Origin of the sequence: Thiocapsa rosea (assembly GCF_003634315.1) — a bacterium.
Taxonomy (GTDB): Bacteria; Pseudomonadota; Gammaproteobacteria; order Chromatiales; family Chromatiaceae; genus Thiocapsa; species Thiocapsa rosea.
The window spans coordinates 2,972,740-2,990,365 of sequence record NZ_RBXL01000001.1 but is presented as its reverse complement, the minus strand read 5'-3'; the positions used below and the strand labels follow the sequence as shown (position 1 = coordinate 2,990,365).

At 64.5% G+C, this 17,626-nt stretch carries 21 protein-coding genes and 1 pseudogene; 10 read left to right on the top strand and 12 right to left on the bottom strand.

The genetic code is table 11. The annotated features are described in order from the left end of the window. Positions 1–96 precede the first annotated feature (96 nt). Positions 97–846 carry a glycosyltransferase family 2 protein gene (locus BDD21_RS13370; protein ID WP_120797574.1) on the bottom strand — a complete coding sequence of 250 codons (750 nt, stop codon included), beginning with the start codon at positions 844–846 and terminating at the stop codon, positions 97–99. Positions 847–1,203: 357 nt separating this feature from the next. Between BDD21_RS13370 and BDD21_RS13365 the strand changes: the two genes are divergently transcribed. After that, the gene (locus BDD21_RS13365; RefSeq protein ID WP_120797573.1) at positions 1,204–1,734 is read left to right on the top strand and encodes an REP-associated tyrosine transposase; all 531 of its coding nucleotides are present in this window, start codon (positions 1,204–1,206) and stop codon (positions 1,732–1,734) included. 495 nt (positions 1,735–2,229) lie between these two features. Here BDD21_RS13365 and BDD21_RS13360 read toward each other — a convergent pair whose 3' ends face one another. Next, entirely contained in the window at positions 2,230–3,198 is a 969-nt protein-coding gene (locus tag BDD21_RS13360) for a UDP-glucuronic acid decarboxylase family protein (RefSeq protein ID WP_120797572.1), read from the bottom strand. Positions 3,199–3,939: 741 nt separating this feature from the next. Here BDD21_RS13360 and BDD21_RS13355 point away from each other — a divergent pair. Continuing rightward, positions 3,940–4,440: a hypothetical protein gene (locus BDD21_RS13355; RefSeq protein WP_211335049.1), complete on the top strand. Its 501-nt coding sequence runs from the start codon at positions 3,940–3,942 to the stop codon at positions 4,438–4,440. 810 nt (positions 4,441–5,250) lie between these two features. Here BDD21_RS13355 and BDD21_RS13345 read toward each other — a convergent pair. The 4 genes from BDD21_RS13345 to BDD21_RS13330 all read right to left on the bottom strand — a co-directional run bounded on the left by BDD21_RS13345 (position 5,251) and on the right by BDD21_RS13330 (position 6,939). Next, on the bottom strand, positions 5,251–5,694 hold the full coding sequence (locus BDD21_RS13345; RefSeq protein WP_120797571.1) for a DUF29 domain-containing protein: 444 nt from the start codon (positions 5,692–5,694) through the stop codon (positions 5,251–5,253). 161 nt (positions 5,695–5,855) lie between these two features. After that, complete coding sequence (locus BDD21_RS28635; protein ID WP_245969586.1) at positions 5,856–5,999, bottom strand: hypothetical protein; 144 nt, start codon at positions 5,997–5,999, stop codon at positions 5,856–5,858. A gap of 401 nt (positions 6,000–6,400) precedes the next feature. Then, positions 6,401–6,616, bottom strand: coding sequence for a PIN domain-containing protein (locus BDD21_RS29375; protein WP_120797570.1), 216 nt, complete (start codon positions 6,614–6,616; stop codon positions 6,401–6,403). Next, a complete protein-coding gene (locus tag BDD21_RS13330) occupies positions 6,601–6,939 on the bottom strand; it encodes a UPF0175 family protein (protein WP_120797569.1) in 339 nt (112 codons plus the stop codon). The genes BDD21_RS29375 and BDD21_RS13330 overlap by 16 nt, the downstream gene beginning before the upstream one ends. A 416-nt stretch (positions 6,940–7,355) precedes the next feature. Here BDD21_RS13330 and BDD21_RS13325 point away from each other — a divergent pair, with 416 nt between their 5' ends. Continuing rightward, positions 7,356–7,568, top strand: coding sequence for a transposase (locus tag BDD21_RS13325; protein ID WP_211335048.1), 213 nt, complete (start codon positions 7,356–7,358; stop codon positions 7,566–7,568). Between the two features lie 251 nt (positions 7,569–7,819). Here the strand turns inward: BDD21_RS13325 and BDD21_RS29215 are convergent, their stop codons facing one another. Both BDD21_RS29215 and BDD21_RS13315 read right to left on the bottom strand, forming a co-directional pair. After that, entirely contained in the window at positions 7,820–8,164 is a 345-nt protein-coding gene (locus tag BDD21_RS29215) for a HEPN domain-containing protein (RefSeq protein ID WP_211335047.1), read from the bottom strand. Beyond that, complete coding sequence (locus BDD21_RS13315) at positions 8,157–8,477, bottom strand: nucleotidyltransferase domain-containing protein (protein WP_120797568.1); 321 nt, start codon at positions 8,475–8,477, stop codon at positions 8,157–8,159. The genes BDD21_RS29215 and BDD21_RS13315 overlap by 8 nt, the downstream gene beginning before the upstream one ends. Before the next feature lie 162 nt (positions 8,478–8,639). Here BDD21_RS13315 and BDD21_RS13310 point away from each other — a divergent pair, with 162 nt between their 5' ends. Together BDD21_RS13310 and BDD21_RS13305 are read left to right on the top strand one after the other, a co-directional pair. Continuing rightward, positions 8,640–8,888, top strand: a complete 249-nt coding sequence (locus BDD21_RS13310; protein WP_120797567.1) for a type II toxin-antitoxin system Phd/YefM family antitoxin — start codon at positions 8,640–8,642, stop codon at positions 8,886–8,888. Continuing rightward, positions 8,888–9,295, top strand: coding sequence for a type II toxin-antitoxin system VapC family toxin (locus BDD21_RS13305; protein WP_120797566.1), 408 nt, complete (start codon positions 8,888–8,890; stop codon positions 9,293–9,295). The genes BDD21_RS13310 and BDD21_RS13305 overlap by 1 nt, the downstream gene beginning before the upstream one ends. Before the next feature lie 281 nt (positions 9,296–9,576). Here BDD21_RS13305 and BDD21_RS13300 read toward each other — a convergent pair whose 3' ends face one another. The 3 genes and pseudogenes from BDD21_RS13300 to BDD21_RS13290 all read right to left on the bottom strand — a co-directional run. Continuing rightward, positions 9,577–9,993: a putative toxin-antitoxin system toxin component, PIN family gene (locus BDD21_RS13300; RefSeq protein WP_120797565.1), complete on the bottom strand. Its 417-nt coding sequence runs from the start codon at positions 9,991–9,993 to the stop codon at positions 9,577–9,579. Then, entirely contained in the window at positions 9,980–10,249 is a 270-nt protein-coding gene (locus tag BDD21_RS13295) for a type II toxin-antitoxin system Phd/YefM family antitoxin (RefSeq protein ID WP_120797564.1), read from the bottom strand. Before BDD21_RS13295 ends, BDD21_RS13300 begins: the two co-directional genes overlap by 14 nt. A gap of 249 nt (positions 10,250–10,498) precedes the next feature. Further along, a pseudogene (locus BDD21_RS13290) lies at positions 10,499–10,705 on the bottom strand (NAD-dependent epimerase/dehydratase family protein); the annotation flags it as partial. A gap of 272 nt (positions 10,706–10,977) precedes the next feature. Between BDD21_RS13290 and istA the strand changes: the two are divergent. From istA to BDD21_RS13270, 4 genes are all read left to right on the top strand, one after another. Further along, complete coding sequence (istA, locus tag BDD21_RS13285) at positions 10,978–12,519, top strand: IS21 family transposase (protein ID WP_120795811.1); 1,542 nt, start codon at positions 10,978–10,980, stop codon at positions 12,517–12,519. Between the two features lie 57 nt (positions 12,520–12,576). Next, positions 12,577–13,332, top strand: a complete 756-nt coding sequence (istB, locus tag BDD21_RS13280; RefSeq protein WP_120795810.1) for an IS21-like element helper ATPase IstB — start codon at positions 12,577–12,579, stop codon at positions 13,330–13,332. A gap of 726 nt (positions 13,333–14,058) precedes the next feature. After that, positions 14,059–14,373 carry a type II toxin-antitoxin system RelE/ParE family toxin gene (locus tag BDD21_RS13275; RefSeq protein ID WP_120797563.1) on the top strand — a complete coding sequence of 105 codons (315 nt, stop codon included), beginning with the start codon at positions 14,059–14,061 and terminating at the stop codon, positions 14,371–14,373. Then, positions 14,360–14,674, top strand: a complete 315-nt coding sequence (locus tag BDD21_RS13270) for an addiction module antidote protein (protein WP_120797562.1) — start codon at positions 14,360–14,362, stop codon at positions 14,672–14,674. Before BDD21_RS13275 ends, BDD21_RS13270 begins: the two co-directional genes overlap by 14 nt. A gap of 337 nt (positions 14,675–15,011) precedes the next feature. Here BDD21_RS13270 and BDD21_RS13260 read toward each other — a convergent pair whose 3' ends face one another. Further along, entirely contained in the window at positions 15,012–15,491 is a 480-nt protein-coding gene (locus BDD21_RS13260) for a PIN domain-containing protein (protein WP_120797560.1), read from the bottom strand. 1,881 nt (positions 15,492–17,372) lie between these two features. On the opposite strand from BDD21_RS13260, the gene BDD21_RS13250 reads away from it, so the two are divergent. Beyond that, on the top strand, positions 17,373–17,624 hold the full coding sequence (locus BDD21_RS13250) for a type II toxin-antitoxin system Phd/YefM family antitoxin (protein ID WP_120797559.1): 252 nt from the start codon (positions 17,373–17,375) through the stop codon (positions 17,622–17,624). The last annotated feature ends 2 nt before the right edge of the window (positions 17,625–17,626 follow it).

Here is a 17,626-nt window from a genome sequence, read left to right as displayed (position 1 = left end):
ATGACCGGGTCAGCTGACGGGATCGCGCCGGACGTACTCGTCATCATCAACCGGCCGAAGGATCCGTCGGCGAAGCCGAGTATAACCGCCCACCCGTTACCCCCGCCGAAAGAACTGCGGCACCTTCGACAGGTTCTTCCACGCGAGCGCCCCCAGCCCGCCGACCCGGTTCGCCCGCAGCGCGCGGTAATCCTCCCAAGACTTCCGCAGGATCTTGCCCACCGAGCGATTGCTCACCCCACCCACGCGCATCCGCACCAACAACTCAGGCACATAGACCACCCGTCCGGTCATCCGGGTGAGCATCCGCAGCATCAGGTCGTAATCCGCCGCGATGCGATAGCGGGTATCGAAGACACCAAAGTCCGCGTAGAGCGAGCGGCGCAGATAGAGCGTCGGATGCGGCGGCATCCACCCCCACCGCAGCCGCTCGGGCCGATACGCCCCGGACCGCCAATACCGAATCATCCGGCCGGTATCCTCCTTGGCCACATACGCCAGATCCCCGTAGACCGCTTCCACCGTCGGATCCGCAAAGGCATCCGCCACGCGCGCCAACACCCGGGTGTCGGCATACACATCATCCGCATGCAGAAACCCGACGACATCCCCGCTCGCCAGGCCGATTCCCTTGTTCAGCGCATCATAGATCCCCCCGTCCGGCTCGCTGACCAGCACCGCCAGCCCGGCGCGATGAGCCTCCAGCACCGCCAAGGTCCCGTCCGTGCTCCCCCCGTCGATCAGGAGGTGCTCGCGCTCCGCATGCGTCTGCCCGGCCACCGAGGCCAGACAGTCGCCCAGCGTCCCTGCACAGTTCCAGGTCGCCGTGATGACCGAAATCTTCATAAGCGCAAACCAATTCTCCGAAGCCCAAAACACAAAAACCGAGCCGAGGCCCGGTTCCGTCCCTGCACGTCATCAAGAAACCGCAACAGGTCGATGACTCGCTCCCACGCCCCGCACCACAACTCGCTCCCACGCTCCGCACCACAACTCGCTCCCACGCTCCGCGTGGGAGTGTAGTTTGGACGCTCCGCGTCCCGTCTCACCACCACCGCATGACCACGCCGATTGGAGCCGCCTGCGCACTCGCGACGCGGAGCGTCGCGGCGACACTCCCACGCGGAGCGTGGGAGCGAGCTACGCGCTACCGCGCGCGAAACGGCAGATGCCAAATACATCCGAATTGTGTACGCTTCAGCCATGGGCCGTGACCGATACCATTTCCTCGAGCCAGACGCGCCGCATTTCCTTACATGCACAGCGCTCAAATGGTTGCCGCTTTTCGCTCAACCAGCCAACGCACTGATCTTGCTGGATTCCCTGCGGTTCCTCCAACGCGAGCGCGGTCTCATGATCCACGGCTACATCATCATGGAGAACCACTGCCACCTGATTGCCGGTGGACCGGGACTCGCGCGCTCGATCAGTAGCTTCAAATCATTCACCGCTCGGAAGATGGTCGATCGGATGCGCGAGCGGAACTCTCCGGCGCTCTCTCTCTTGGTCTGGTACCGGAGCCGGCACAAGCGCGATCGCGAGCACCAAGTGTGGCAGGAGGGATCGCACCCCGAGCAGATCGAGGGCGAAACCATGATGCGGCAGAAGCTCGATTACATCCACAATAACCCGGTGAAGCGGGGTTATGTCGATGATCCCTTATGTTGGCGATACTCGAGCGCGCGGAATTACGAAGGGCTGGAGGGATTGCTTGACGTGGTGACGGATTGGTAGAGCCAGGCTCCGCGTCCCTGCCGCCGATACCGCGGATCCTGCCGGGCGAGGTGCCTGCTTCGGCCACGAGACGCGGAGCGTCGGGGCGACACTCCCACGCGGAGCGTGGGAGCGAGCTACCAACTGGCTCCCACGCTCTGCGTGGGAGCCTCTTCGGGACGCTCCGCGTCCCTGCCGCCGACACCGCGGATCCTGCCGGGCGAGGCGCCTGCTCCGGCCACACGACGCGGAGCGTCGGGGCGACACTCCCACGCGGAGCGTGGGAGCGAGCTACGAGCTATCACGGAGCGTGGGAGTGAGCTACGAGCTATCCAACTGGCTCCCACGCTCTGCGTGGGAGCCTCTTCGGGACGCTCCGCGTCCCTGCCGCCGACACCGCGGATCCTGCCGGGCGAGGTGCCTGCTTCGGCCACGCGACGCGGAGCGTCGGGGCGACACTCCCACGCGGAGCATGAGAGCAAGCAACGCTCCTCCCCAACACCCAAGTGCCGAGCCTCAAGCATCCCCCCGCACCCCCCGCAAAAACCCATCAAAATACTCAATCGTCGACGTCAATCCATCCCGCAACGCCACCCTCGGCTCCCACCCGAGCCGCGCCCGAGCCAAGCCGATGTCCGGTTGTCGCTGCTTGGGGTCATCCTGCGGCAACGCCACATGCACAAGCGCCGAGCGCGAGCCGGTCAGCTCCAGAACGGTCTCGGCCAACTCGATCATGGTGAACTCGCCGGGGTTGCCGAGGTTGACCGGCCCGGTCAGATCATCGGGGCTATCCATCAGCCGGATGAAGCCCTCGATCAGGTCGTCGACATAGCAGAAGGAGCGCGTCTGCGTCCCCTCGCCGTAGATGGTGATCGGCTCGTTGCGCAGCGCCTGAACGATGAAGTTCGAGACCACCCGCCCGTCGTTGGGGTGCATCCGCGGCCCGTAGGTGTTGAAGATGCGCGCGACCTTGATCTTCAGGTTGTTTTGGCGGCGGTAGTCGAAGAAGAGCGTCTCGGCGCAGCGCTTACCCTCGTCGTAGCAGGAGCGCGGACCGATGGGGTTGACGTGACCCCAGTAGTGCTCGGGCTGGGGGTGAATGGCGGGATCGCCGTAGACCTCGCTGGTGGAGGCTTGAAAGATCTTGGCCTTCACACGCTTGGCCAGGCCGAGCATGTTGATGGCGCCATGCACGCTGGTCTTGGTGGTCTGCACCGGATCGAACTGATAGTGGATCGGGGATGCCGGGCAGGCCAGGTTGTAGATCTCGTCGACCTCGACGTAGAGCGGAAAGGTGACGTCGTGACGCATCAGCTCGAAGTAGCGATTCTCAAGCAGATGGGCGATGTTGTCCTTGGTCCCGGTGAAGAAGTTGTCCAGACAGATGACGTCGTGGCCTTCGGCGAGCAGACGCTCGCAGAGGTGGCTGCCGAGGAAACCGGCGCCGCCGGTGACCAGGATGCGTTTGCGCAGTGAGTAGTTCATCGTACCGTCCTTTACCTTTCCATCACATATGATTGGCTTGGCCACGCCGGCTCCGACGACCGCCGGAGCCGGCGCAGCTTAACGTTATGAATAATATTAACTTTTAAACCGCGCCTCACCAAGATCGAGGACATCTCCGAAGCCAAACGCCACGTGACAATGACGCATCTCGCTCTGGACGCGGTTTCGTTCTGATGCCTTCGCCTCATGTCGACGACACGGTGAAGGATACCCGGTCAGCGCCGTAGAAGGGGCTTGAGGCGCCAGCGTGGGATGGAGGCGTCATCAACCCGGAACCCGCCGACAACTCGCTCCCACGCTCCGCGTGGGAGTGTCGTTTGGACGCTCCGCGTCCCGTCTCACCACCACCGCATGACCACGCCGATTGGAGCCGCCTGCGGGCTCGCGACGCGGAGCGTCGGGGCGACACTCCCACGCAGAGCGTGGGAGCGAGCTAAACGAGCCCGGGTACGCCGACTTCAGTCGGCAACCTGGGGAGGCGGACTTCAGTCCGCCGTGCCGGCAAACTCGGGCGACTGAAGTCGCCCGTCCCCAGGTGCCGGATGAATCCGGCGGACCCGGACGGTCGGCGACCCGGTCACTGGCGCCGCGTGACCACACCGATTGGACCCGCCTGCGGGCTCGCGACGCGGAGCGTCGGGGCGACACTCCCACGCGGAGCGTGGGAGCGAGCTAGATCACGACGACCTCTGGGGCTGTGCGCTCGACTTTCGCTTCCCCGTGGTCAAGCTCATCGACTGGGACACCCCCGAAGGCTGGCCCGCGCTGGAGGCCAGCGAGAACCCGTTTGCCCTGGTCGTCATGGCCCAGATCCGCGCCAAGGCCACCACGGATGCCGAAACCCGTAAAGCCTGGAAGTTTCGCCTGATTCGCCTGATGTATGATCGTGGCTACGCGCGCAAGACCATCCTGGAGCTGTTTCGCGTCATCGATTGGATGATCCAATTACCCGCAACCTTGGAAACCGCCTTCCGCCAAGAGATCTTCACCTACGAGGAGAGCAAACAGATGCCGTACGTCACCACCGTCGAGCGCGCCGGGATCGAGAAAGGGTATCGCCAGGGCGAGGCCGACCTCCTGCTCTGGCTGATCGAAAACAAATTCGGTGCCGACTCCGCCGAGGCCCTGCGCGAACGGATCGAAGCGGCCGACAGCGACACCTTGCGCCGCTGGTCCGTGCGCATCCTGACCGCCGACACCCCGGATGCGCTCCTTCAGTGAGCCGTTGCCCAGCCTCGGACTCGGCGATCTCCCGGCGGTTGCCGGCGCGCGCCCAGCCACCAGTACTCGCTCCCACGCTCCGAGACCGTGCAAGAATTCCTTGTGGGTTGGGCCGAGGAACGAAGCCCGATCGATGAGGTTGAGGTCACCGCTGGATTGTTGGGCCTCCTGCGTCGGCCCAACCGACGCGGAACCGTCGTCTTCGATCCCGAGCGGGAATACTTGCACAGTCTCTCCGCGTGGGAGTGTAGTTTGGACGCTCCGCGTCCCGCCTCATCGCCACCGCATGACCACGCCGCTTGGAGCCGCCTGCACGCTCGCGACGCGGAGCGTCGCGGCGACACTCCCACGCAGAGCGTGGGAGCGAGCTACACGAGCCCGGGTACGCCGACTTCAGTCGGCACCCGGGGAGGCGGACTTCAGTCCGCCGTGCCGGCAAACTCGGGCGACTGAAGTCGCCCGTCCCCAGGTGCCGGATGAATCCGGCGGACCCGGACGGTCGGCGACCCGGTCACTGGCGATGTCAACTCACTCCCACGCTCCGCTCCGCACCACAACTCGCTCCCACGCTCCGCGTGGGAGCGAGCTACAAGATCCGCTCCTCGCCCACACCTGGGCAGCCTCATCGCTCTCGCCATGGGCCATGCACCCGGGGAGCCCAGGGACTTCAGCCACGTCGGCTTGGTCCTCTTCACTCCAGTAGATCATCGTCTCGTACTTGCACATCACTCTCCGACTCCAAGCAGTCGAAATGATGTGACTCGCCAGGGGATTGAGGTCGGATTCAGCGAGGGGACGCAGGGTGGCCTGTCAGGTATCTCCAGGCAACCAATCGTCCTCCAGCAAACGATCCATCGCGTAAGGCAACACCTCGGGGAAGTGCGCCGGCGACAATCCGGTTTCCTTGCTCGCCAATGTCGCACCATCTCGATAGGCGGACGCGGCAGCCTCTGCGAACAGAGGCTTGAGGCTGGGAGAGTCCTGAAGCAGGTCGCGTATGCGTAGCCTTTGCTCCAGGATGGAACCTCGCCAGGAACTGGACCGATGCGCTGGCTGGTACTGCCATTTGAGCAGATGCCCCAGGAGAATTTTCAGTCGACTGACCAACTCCTGGCGATCGCGACGCCCCATCGTTTCCAGCTCCTCGACTAAATGCTCGATGTCCAACTCCTGGAATCGGCGTTGCCGGAGCAGCTCCGCCGTCTGTTGTGTCCAGGCATGAATGTCGTGGTCGTAAAGATTGGTCATCGTCATTCAGCAATCCTCGTCGTGTCGGCTCCCCTCGTTCCTCTCGTTCCCAAGCTTCGCTTGGTACCGCGGTCCGCAAAGCTCCGCTTCGCGAATCCCCGCGCCACCTCATCAGACATCGCTCGGGCACGTGAAGCAAGCGAGAATCTTCGCAAGCGTGCTGGCGCCTACGGCTGCGCGACCTCGATCGCCACCCGACTGACCTCCAGAATCTCCTCCAGCGGAATCGGCGCCGGACCGCCGTTGCGCAGCGCTTCGACGAAGGCGGCGGCGCAGGCTTTCTGTCCCTTGTCCTGATGCCAGAGTTTCATGGACTTGAAGCCGGGCCAGCCGTAACCCGTTAACCGACGGTAGTTGTCCAATTGCAGCCCCCGCCCGGCGGCGAAGACCTCAAGCCGCTCCTTCGGGAACGCCTTGCTACCGTTGGCGGGGCATGCACCGTGCCGATCGAACCGTCGGCAAAACCCAGACTGATGCTGACCGAATCACCGGTGCACGAATCCATCGCCAGCGCCTCGGCCCGCGCAATCGGTACGTCGGCCAGAAACCGCAACAGGTCGATGAAGTGGTATCCGAACTCACCCCCAAGCCAGTATCCGAACTCGCTCCCACGCTCTGCGTGGGAGTGTCGCCCGGATGATCAGCAATGCATTCTCGGGATCCTCCAGAGCTAGTCGGATCGAATCGCTTTCACCAAGCCCGAGGCTGGGGGTCAGGGGAACTGATTCCGTTCCATGCGCCTCGACGACCAGCCAGCCCGGATAGCGGCTGCAATCCGTTGCGCGTCCACTCCATCGGTCACCAAGCATTCGTTCCGTACCGAACCGGTAATTCGGACCCGCGAAAACAACCCCCGCAGGACAAAAAGCCCGTTGATACCGGCAAAGGCGATCAGTGGCCCCGCGTCGGCGATTACGACGCGAGCCATCGATCCAGGTCAGCGACATCGTGCCCGGTGGTTTCGTCGCAGCGGACGACGTCGATACCCAGATCTCCCAGGTACTGGAGAAACGCCGGCAGAACCATACCGCTCAGACGGACCGCACCGCCCAGCGAGAGTGTCCCGTCTTGGAATAGCGTCGCGGCCAAGACCGGTCTCACCGACTGTTCCCCCTCGGTCATCGTCTTGTCGAGGTGCACGATCAGCGCGTTAGGCTCATCGCCTTTCAACACCAGCACGGGCGACTCTTCTGCCTGGCGCAGCGCGAGGGATGGATTCTTTTTCAGGTTTCTGACATTCGTGGCGTGCATGGTTAACCTAGGGGGACCGGCTGTTTAGACCTTTTACTGTAGTCTACGCCGCGTAGTCCACGATGTCGCCGAGGCGTCGCGATGCAACGCCATCTTTCCCGACTCACCCCCACGCTCCGACCACCATCTCACTCCCGCGCTCCGCGACATAACTCATACAACTCGCTCCCACGCTCCACTCCCATCCTATCCCAACTGGCTCCCACGCTCCCCCCAACTGGCTCCCAAGCTCTGCGTGGGAGCCTCTTCGGGACGCTCCGCGTCCCTGCCACCGACACCGCGGATCCCGCCATGCGCCGAGGCGCCTGCTCCGGCCTCGCGACGCGGAGCGTCGGGGCGACACTCCCACGCAGAGCGTGGGAGCGAGCTAAACCGCCTTCCGCCAAGAGATCTTCACCTACGAGGAGAGCAAACAGATGCCGTACGTCACCACCGTCGAGCGCGCCGGGATCGAGAAAGGGTATCGCCAGGGCGAGGCCGACCTCCTGCTCTGGCTGATCGAAAACAAATTCGGTGCCGACTCCGCCGAGGCCCTGCGCGAACGGATCGAAGCGGCCGACAGCGACACCTTGCGCCGCTGGTCCGTGCGCATCCTGACCGCCGACACCCCGGATGCGCTCCTTCAGTGAGCCGTTGCCCAGCCTCAGACTCGGCGATCTCCCGGCGGTTGCCGGCGCGCGCCCAGCCACCGCTTCACCACCCAACTGGCTCCCACGCTCTGCGTGGGAGCCTCTTCGGGACGCTCCGCGTCCCTGCCGCCGACGCCGCGGATCCTGCCGGGCGAGGTGCCTGCTCCGGCCACGCGACGCGGAGCGTGGGAGCGAGCTAGATACACGAGCCCGGGTACGCCGACTTCAGTCGGCACCTGGGGAGGCGGACTTCAGTCCGCCGTGCCGGCGAACTCGGGCGACTGAAGTCGCCCGGCCCCAGATGCCGGATGAATCCGGCGGACCCGAACGGTCGGCGACCCGGTCACTGGCGCCGCGTGACCACACCGATTGGACCCGCCTGCGGGCTCGCGACGCGGAGCGTCGGGGCGACACTCCCACGCAGAGCGTGGGAGCGAGCGAAAAGCCTTGAGTGCCTTTTCGCCCGCTTGCTGACAGAGATAGACCGCTGTATCCGGATACGGGAGCGTACCGTCCAACAGTCGTGAGGCCGAAGCAAGGTCTCGCTCAGCCTTTGCGATCCAAGCATCAACCACGACGGCTGCGGCGTCAGCCATACAAGACGATCCCACGGGACAGCACGTCGCGATCGAACGACGACGCCACACCGGCCTGACGGTCCGATTCCGTGCGGGTACGCACAACCACATCCACGGGGACATTCACGCCATGCAAGGCATGGTAAGCACGCCGCGCCAAGCGATAAGACGGCTCCGACTGATCAGGCACAATCACATACAAGTCCAGGTCGCTGTCGCTGTCGGGTTCTCCCCAGACATAGGAACCAAACAACACGACCCGGACCGGCGCGAGCGCCGTGACGATCCGATCAGTGACTTCCCGGATCTTCGTCTCGTCAATGAGTTGCATTAGGAAACCGTCAGAAAATACGCCCGGAGCCAAGTCTGCAAACCGATCGACTGAGTGTCAACCACATGATGTGCGAGTCTCCCTGACCCCGACCGTGCCGCCCGACTCTTGTCGCGTCGGCCGTGCACCTTTATCCTCCGATTAGCTAACCGGAGACTAACCATGCAAACCCAGTTCAACATCCACGAGGCCAAGTCACACTTGTCCCGGCTCATCGAACAGGTGGAGGCCGGTGGCGAGGCCGTCATCGCCCGCGCCGGCAAGCCGGTCGTGCGCCTGGTGTTGGTCGGTGAGGCACCGCAGCGGCGCGTGCTCGGTCGGCTGGAAGGCTGCTTCAAGCTGCCCGACGAACAGGCACCGCCGATCCCGGAGACCCCGGTTGACTTCATCGACGCCGTCGAGGGCCGCTGATGCGGGTGCTGACCGACACCCACATTCTGCTGTGGGCCTTGTTGCGGCCCGCGCAACTCGATGCAGCGTGCAGGGACGTGCTGGAATCACCCGATCATCGGATCTTCTTCAGCGCCGTCAATATCTGGGAGATCGCGATCAAGCGCGCCCTCGACCGCCCGGATTTCGACGTGGAGCCTGATGCGATCCATCGCGCGGCACTGGAAACCGGCTTTCGCGAGCTACCGATTTCCGCCGTCCATGCCGCTGCCGTCCGTCACTTGCCGGTTCACCATCGCGATCCGTTTGACCGCCTGCTGATCGTCCAGGCGCAAACCGAGCCGCTGCTGTTGATGACCGATGACCCGCTGATCAGCCTTTACTCGGTTCAGCGGCTTGGCGGGGTCGCAGCCGGCAAGATGGCGTAGGCAAACGCTCAGGTCTCATCTCCGGGGCCTTGCTCGTCACTCCGGCCATCGTGGCACGTGGAGCAGAGCGCCAGGGGCATGCGTGACACCGCAGAGCGGGTGTCACGAGCGAAGCACCAACCACGACGGCTGCGGCGTCAGCCATACGACACGATCCCACGCGACAGCACGTCGCGATCGAACGACGACGCCACACCGGCCTGACGGTCTGATTCCGTGCGGGTACGCGCAACCACATCTCCGGGATTACGCCGTTTGTCCCGCATGGGAGCGCGGCGACCCTAGCGAATCCCGACGAGGAACGCGGCCGGCAGGAGTATGGGAATCCCATGCCAGGGATGCAGATTTGTCAGGTGTGGATCGCTGGAAACGATCAGGTCCGCCTCGGCCGTCTCGGCCAGTGCCAGAAACATGTTGTCCTTGGGGTCGACGCAATCCGAGACCGTCGTCGTCACCTCCACGACAACGGCCCGAGCGCGAAACCCCGCCGCGAAATCTTCCCGTTGCCGTGGCGGCGCATAGCGATCGAACTTCGGCCGACTCAGCACAGTCACCAGCTCGGCGAGGGTGTCCCGGCTGACGCACACGTCAAAGTTGAGCAGGGCCTTCTCCAAGGCCAAGGCCGGGACGGAATCCGGGCGAATCGCGGCGCTCACCAGAACACCCGTGTCCAGAACGATCCGCCTAGCGAAGCTCATGGACGAGTCGATCGATATCCTCGTCGGTCAGGGCCGCTGCCTCAGGTGAGGCGGCGGTCGCTCGCCGATAGCTTGCATACCATCGCACCGCTTCTTCCCTGCGCCTGCGCACGTCGCCCAGCTCTCTGAGGTCGTGTTCCGAAACCACGTAGGCTACCGGCCGCCCGCGTCGCGTAATCTCGATCGGCTCCCGCTGCGCCCGATCGATCAGCTCCCCGAAACGGCTCTGGGCTTCGACCGAAGTCACCACGATCATGCTGCCCCCCTAAATGGGTGATTTGGCTAGAACGGCTATTTTAGTGAGGATTGTCCTTAGCTACAACAACGGCGCTGGGGCAGGCCGATGCGCCGTCTCGTTAGTGCTCGCGCCGGCGGCCCGATTCAACGCCGCCACCTCACTACACACACGGAAATCACCCAGCCCAAACCAAAAAAACCGAGCCTAAGCCCAGTTCCGTCACCGCAAACCCCTAGCCGACGATCAAGCCGGCACCCAAGATCAGACCATCAGCCGGACGTAGCCCTCGATCAGATCGCCGACATAGCAGAAGGAACGCGTCTGCGTCCCCTCGCCGTAGATGGTGATCGGCTCGTTGCGCAACGCCTGAACGATGAAGCTCAAGACCACCCGGCCGTCGTTGGGGTGCATCTGCGGCCCGTAGGTGTTGAAGATGCGCGCGACCTTGATCCTAAGATTGTTTTGGCGGCGGTAGGCAACCGTTCAATAACAAGTGATCAACCTTAGCCCCCCTCCCCTCGCGGGAGAGGGGTTGCGGAGAGGGGGAGAATGAACCGCAATTGCGTATTCCGGCCCAATCCGGCCACCCATTCTGATTGAAAGCGGCCACCCATTCTGGTTCAAACCGGCCACCGATTCCGGCTGAATCCGGCCACCGATTCCGGTTGATCCGGCCACCCCGGCCGGGGTCTCGCCACACGGGATAACCCTGCGTAGGGTGCCTCCTCTTTTCAGGAGGTGCTCAGATGCCAAGACAGAGGTTATCCATGCGAAAAGTCGAAGAGGTGTTGCGGTTGAAATGGGGTTCCGGGCGGTCGGTGCGGGAGATCGCCCGTGCGCTCGGTATCGGGCGAACAACGGTGTCGGAGTACTTGGATCGGGCCGAGGCGGCAGGGCTGTCCTGGCCGTTGCCCGAGGGTCTGAGTGCGGGCGAGTTGGAGCGGCGGCTGTTCAAGCCGGGCGGGCGCCCCGCCGAGCGCGGGCTGGTCGAGCCCGACTTCGATGTCGTTCACCGGGAGCTGCGGCGCAAAGGCGTCACGCTGTTCCTGCTCTGGCAGGAGTACCGCGAGCGCCATCCCGAGGGCTATTCCTACAGCCAATTCTGCGCCCGCTACAGCGTCTGGAAGGGTCGGGTGGATGTGGTCATGCGCCAAACCCATCGGGCCGGGGAGAAGCTCTTCGTCGACTACGCCGGGCAGACGGCGGCGGTGATCGACCCCGACAGCGGGGAGATCCGCACCGCGCAGATCTTCGTGGCGGTGCTCGGGGCCTCCAACTACACCTATGCCGAGGCGACCTGGACGCAGACGCTCCCCGACTGGATCGGCGCGCAGGTGCGCGCGCTGAACTTTCTCGGCGGTTGCCCGGACATCATCGTTCCCGACAATCTGAAAAGCGCCGTCAGCAAGGCCCACCGTTACGAGCCGGATCTGAATCCGACCTACCAGGATTTCGCCGCCCATTACGGGCTGGCGGTGATCCCGGCACGGGTGCGCAAACCTCGGGATAAGGCCAAGGCCGAGGGCGGCGTGCTGTTGGTCGAACGTTGGATCCTGGCGCGCCTGCGCCATCAGGAGTTCTTCTCCCTTGCCGAGCTCAACGGGGTCATTGCCACCCACCTGCAGGCGCTCAATACCCGTCCCTTCAAAAAGCTCGACGGCTCGCGCCTGAGCCAATTCGAGGCGATCGATCGCCCGGCCCTGCGCGCGCTGCCGGCAACTCCCTACGAGTACGCCGAATGGCGCAAGGCACGGGTGGCGCCGAACATTCACATCGAGGTCGACGGGCACCACTATTCGGTCCCGCACGCCCTGGTCAAGCGCCAGGTCGACGTGCGCATGACCACCACCACAGTGGAGGTCATGCACCAAGGCCAGCGGGTCGCCAGCCATGTCCGCAGCGCCCGTCGGGGCGGCTATACCACGGTGACCGACCACATGCCGGAGCGCCATCAACGCGCCCTGGAGTGGACCCCGGAACGCCTGCAGCGCTGGGCGCACACCATCGGCCCGGCCACCGCTGCCGTCACCACGCAACTGCTCGGCGCGCGGCGCCATCCACAACAGGCCTTCAATGCCTGTTTCGGGGTGCTGCGCCTGAGCACGGCCTACAGCGAGGCCCGCCTGGAGGCGGCCTGTGCACGCGCGCTCACCCTCGGCACCGTCAGCTACAAAAGCCTCGCCACGATCCTGGAGAAAGGGCTTGATCAGCGGCCCTTGCCGACCCCCGATCAGCAGAGTTTGCCGCTGGATCACGCCAATCTGCGCGGCGCCGACTACTACCACTAACCGTCACCATGACCCCGTCGAACGACGGGGTCCTCACCCGTTACGGAGACCAGCGCCATGTTGCTTCACCCCACCCTGGAGACCCTCGCGCAACTGCGCCTCGACGGCATGCTCAAGGCTCTGCAGGAACAACTCGAGATGCCGGAGATTCAAACCCTGAGCTTCGAGGAGCGCCTCGGCCTGCTGCTCGATCGCGAGCTGAGCACGCGCGAGAATCGACGCCTCAAGACCCGGCTGAAACAGGCCAAGCTGCGTGAGCCGGCCGCCATCGAAGATCTCGACTACCGCACGCACCGCGGCCTGGACAAAGCCCTGATGAGCCGCCTGGCGACCGGTCAGTGGATCGGCGAGCACCTCAACGTCATCCTCACCGGGCCGACCGGCGTCGGAAAAACGTGGATCGCGTGCGCACTGGCCCACAAGGCCTGCCGCGACGGCTTCACCGTGCGCTATCTGCGCCTGCCCCGGCTGCTGCAGGATCTGGCGATGGCCCGCGCCGAGGGCCGCTACACCAAGCTGCTCGCCGAACTGGCGCGCACTGAGCTGCTGGTCCTGGATGACTGGGGATTGGCCCCTTTGAACGACGAGCAGCGGCGCGATCTGCTCGAAATCCTCGACGACCGCTTCAAGACGCGCGCCACCCTGGTCACCAGCCAACTCCCGGTCGCCCTTTGGCATGACTACCTCGGCGATCCGACCCTCGCCGACGCCATCCTCGATCGCCTCGTGCACTGCGCCTACAAGATCAATTTGACCGGAGACTCGATGCGCAAACACTCCACCGGGTTGACAGACGATCCCGCCCTCGCGTAACTACACCCATCCCGTGTCGCGGGGCCGCTTCGGACCGGCCGCTTTCCTTCGGACTGACTGGCTGGATTGAATCAGAACCAGTGGCCACTTTCCTTCGGACCGGGTGGCCACTTTCGCCGGAATACGCAAACCGCAATGGCAAAGTGGCTTCTGAACCGTTACTACTGCAAGCCGGGTAGGGGCGAATTCATTCGCCCCTACCCGACGGTAAATTCTTCCCCCGAAATCACCTGAGGCGATTCCCCGAGAACCCTATACCCACTGAGGGTCGGGCCTCAGCCCGACAACGCCCGCAGTGTGGGTCGACTTCAGCCCAACAAGGACGCCGAGGGACGGCGATACCGTCGCGTCGGACTGAAGTCCGAACCACAACGCGTCGCGGACCATCGACCGAGGCGACGAGGTATGCGATAGGATTCTCCGGAAATCCCCAGAACACCTGAAACCTAAATCTGTAACTCGCTCCCACGCTCCGCGTGGGAGTGTAGCCCCGACGCTCCGCGTCGCGATCCCGCAGGCGGGGAAACCGGGCCCGATCGAGACGCCGACGCTTTCATCGGGCGTCGGACGCGGAGCGTCCACACCACACTCCCACGCGGAGCGTGGGAGCGAGCTAAAGATCGGTTACCGGCTCGTCTACGCCCTTGAGGATGATGTGAACTCGGCTGATCCGATGACCTGATAACTAGAGTTGACATCTTGGGGGTTGCCAACTACAGTTGACAAATGATCGAGTTGATCAAAACGGATGTCTTCGATCGATGGTTGCGGGACCTGCGTGACACACGGGCTCGTGCCAAAGTTGCCGCCCGCATAAAGCGCCTGAGCCCGGGTCATCCGGGAGACGTCAAGCCCGTAGGCGAAGGCGTCTCGGAGATGCGCATTCCCTACGGCCCCGGGTATCGCGTCTACTACATCACCAAAGGGCCTATTGTCGTCGTGCTCCTTTGCGGCGGCGACAAGAGCACCCAGTCAAACGACATCGAACAAGCCAAGGCCATTGCCGCGCAATGGAAGGAGCGAACCCATGACCGACCATAAGGTGACTTTTAGCCACTACGATACCGCTGACTACCTTCAGACAGAGGACGATATTGCCGCTTACCTGGAGGCCGTCATGGAAGTTAATGACCCATCGCTACTGGCCGCCGCGTTGGGCGATATCGCCCGGGCGCGCAACATGAGCCAACTGGCGAAAGAGGTCGGCATGAGCCGCGAGGGCCTCTACAAAGCGCTCTCCGGTGAAGGCAACCCGGCATTTTCCACAATCAGCAAGGTCGTCACCGCGTTGGGACTGCGCCTGACCGTCGAACCACTCGTACGCCCTCACGCCGGCGGCTGACTCAGCCGGCCGCCGGCCCGAAACAGGCCATGGGCTAGAAAACGCAGTAGTCGAGCACTTCAAATCGCTGGCGGGAGAGCGCGGCTATCAGACACCCATCAACGCCACGCTGCGCCGCGTGATCGAGATCGGACACCTGGAAGCCGACCTGCGTCAGATCATCCGTGAAGAACTGCGCTCGGTGGCTCACGATTAGAGCCGCGCCGAGATCGGGCTGAACCCCAACCCACGGCACTGCCGCACACCGTAACCCGACATGCGGCGCCGTGATATCGGGTTACGCTGCGCTAACACGACTACGGCGAATACTTGCACAGTCTCGGAGCGTGGGAGCGAGCTAACCGGATCGAATCTGCTCCAACAGGTGCAGGGAGACTCGATAGCCGAAATCCGACATCTGCCGAATGCACCCTTCCGCGCTCGGGATCAGCCCTCTGCGTTCCGCCATATCGAGCAGCCGAACCGATCCGACGATATTCAGCCCCTTGCGTAAGGCATAGCGCCTCGCTAACCGGTCATCCATGATCAGCAATGCATTCTCGGGATCCTCCAGAGCCAGTCGGATCGAATCGCTTTCACCAAGCCCGAGGCTGGGGGTCAGGGGAACTGATTCCGTTCCATGCGCCTCGACGACCAGCCAGCCAGCCCGGATCGCTGCTGCGATCCGTTGCGCGTCCACTCCCTCGGCCACCAAGCATTCGTTGCGTACCGAACCGGTGATCCGGATCCGCGAAAACAATGTCCGCAGGACAAAAAGCCCGTTGATACCGGCAAAGGCGATCAGTGGCCCCGCGTCGGCGATTACGACGCGAGCCATCGATCCAGGTCAGCGGCATCGTGCCCGGTGGTTTCGTCGCAGCGGACGACGTCGATACCCAAATCTCCCAGGTACCGCTTCCCCCCAACTGGCTCCCACGCTTCCCCCCCAACTCGCTCCCACGCTTCCCCCCCAACTGGCTCCCACGCTCTGCGTGGGAGCCGCTTCGGGACGCTCCGCGTCCCTGCCACCGACATCGCCGATCCCGCCATGCGCCGAGGCGCCTGCTCCGGCCTCGCGACGCGGAGCGTCGCGGCGACACTCCCACGCAGAGCGTGGGAGCGAGCTCGCGCTGGGCTCCCACGCTCCCCCCCAACTGGCTCCCACGCTCTGCGTGGGAGCCTCTTCGGGACGCTCCGCGTCCCTGCCACCGACACCGCGGATCCCGCCATGCGCCGAGGCGCCTGCTCCGGCCTCGCGACGCGGAGCGTCGGGGCGACACTCCCACGCAGAGCGTGGGAGCGAGCTCGCGCTGGGCTCCCACGCTTCCCCCCCAACTGGCTCCCACGCTCCCCCCCAACTGGCTCCCACGCTCCCCCCCAACTGGCTCCCACGCTCTGCGTGGGAGCCGCTTCGGGACGCTCCGCGTCCCTGCCACCGACACCGCGGATCCCGCCATGCGCTGAGGCGCCTGCTCCGGCCTCGCGACGCGGAGCGTCGCGGCGACACTCCCACGCAGAGCGTGGGAGCGAGCTAGCGCTGGGCTCCCACGCTTCCCCCCCAACTGGCTCCCACGCTTCCCCCCAACTGGCTCCCACGCTCTGCGTGGGAGCCGCTTCGGGACGCTCCGCGTCCCTGCCACCGACACCGCGGATCCCGCCATGCGCCGAGCCGCCTGCTCCGGCCACGCGACGCGGAGCGTCGCGGCGACACTCCCACGCAGAGCGTGGGAGCGAGCTAGCGCTGGGCTCCCACGCTTCCCCCCCAACTCGCTCCCACGCTCCACCCCCAACTGGCTCCCACGCTCTGCGTGGGAGCCTCTTCGGGACGCTCCGCGTCCCTGCCACCGACACCGCGGATCCCGCCATGCGCCGAGGCGCCTGCTCTGGCCTCGCGACGCGGAGCGTCGGGGCGACACTCCCACGCTCCCCCCCAACTGGCTCCCACGCTCTGCGTGGGAGCCTCTTCGGGACGCTCCGCGTCCCTGCCACCGACACCGCGGATCCCGCCATGCGCCGAGCCGCCTGCTCCGGCCTCGCGACGCGGAGCGTCGGGGCGACACTCCCACGCAGAGCGCGCTTCCCCCCCAACTGGCTCCCACGCTTCCCCCCAACTGGCTCCCACGCTCTGCGTGGGAGCCGCTTCGGGACGCTCCGCGTCCCTGCCACCGACATCGCCGATCCCGCCAAGCGCCGAGGTGACTGCTCCGGCCTCGCGACGCGGAGCGTCGGGGCGACACTCCCACGCAGAGCGTGGGAGCGAGCTCGCGCTGGGCTCCCACGCTTCCCCCCAACTGGCTCCCACGCTCTCTCGGCCAGCTCGATCATGGTGAACTCAACCGGATTGCCGAGGTTCAGCGGCCCGGCCAGCTCATCGAGGCTGTTCATCAGACGAACGAAGCCCTCGCTCAGATCGTCGACCGAACAGAAGCACCGGGTCTGCGACCCCTCGCCATAAGTGCTGAACGGCGTACTCCCTCGTTTCTCTCGTTCCCTTCCCTCGTTCCCAAGCAGAGCTTGGGAACCAGTGCTACCAGTGCAACTGGGCCAATCTAGAATCGGCACGGCGGCGGGGCGCCTCTTCGTCTTCAAGGGCCTCTAGCGTGCCGTTGTTCCGGTGCCTGCAATATCGCCTCATAAGCTCCTGCGGTTCTCTCGTTGCGCCTAGATCTCATCAGACCTAAAATGAGAGCCTATCTTGTAGCTTATTCTGGAGCCAACGATGGACACAATCTACGCTGACCAAACCATCAGCATGTCCGAGTTCAAGAAGAATCCGGCTCAAGTGCTGCGCACGGCAGGCGATAAGCCCGTGGCGGTTCTCAGCCACAACCGCCCCGCCTTCTACATGGTGACACCCAAGTTGTTCCAGCTGCTCGTCGACGAACTGGCCGACCACGACTTGGTGGAGATTGCCCGGGAGCGCTTGACGCGCAGGCACACGGCCATTGATGTCGAGATCGACCAGATCTGAAG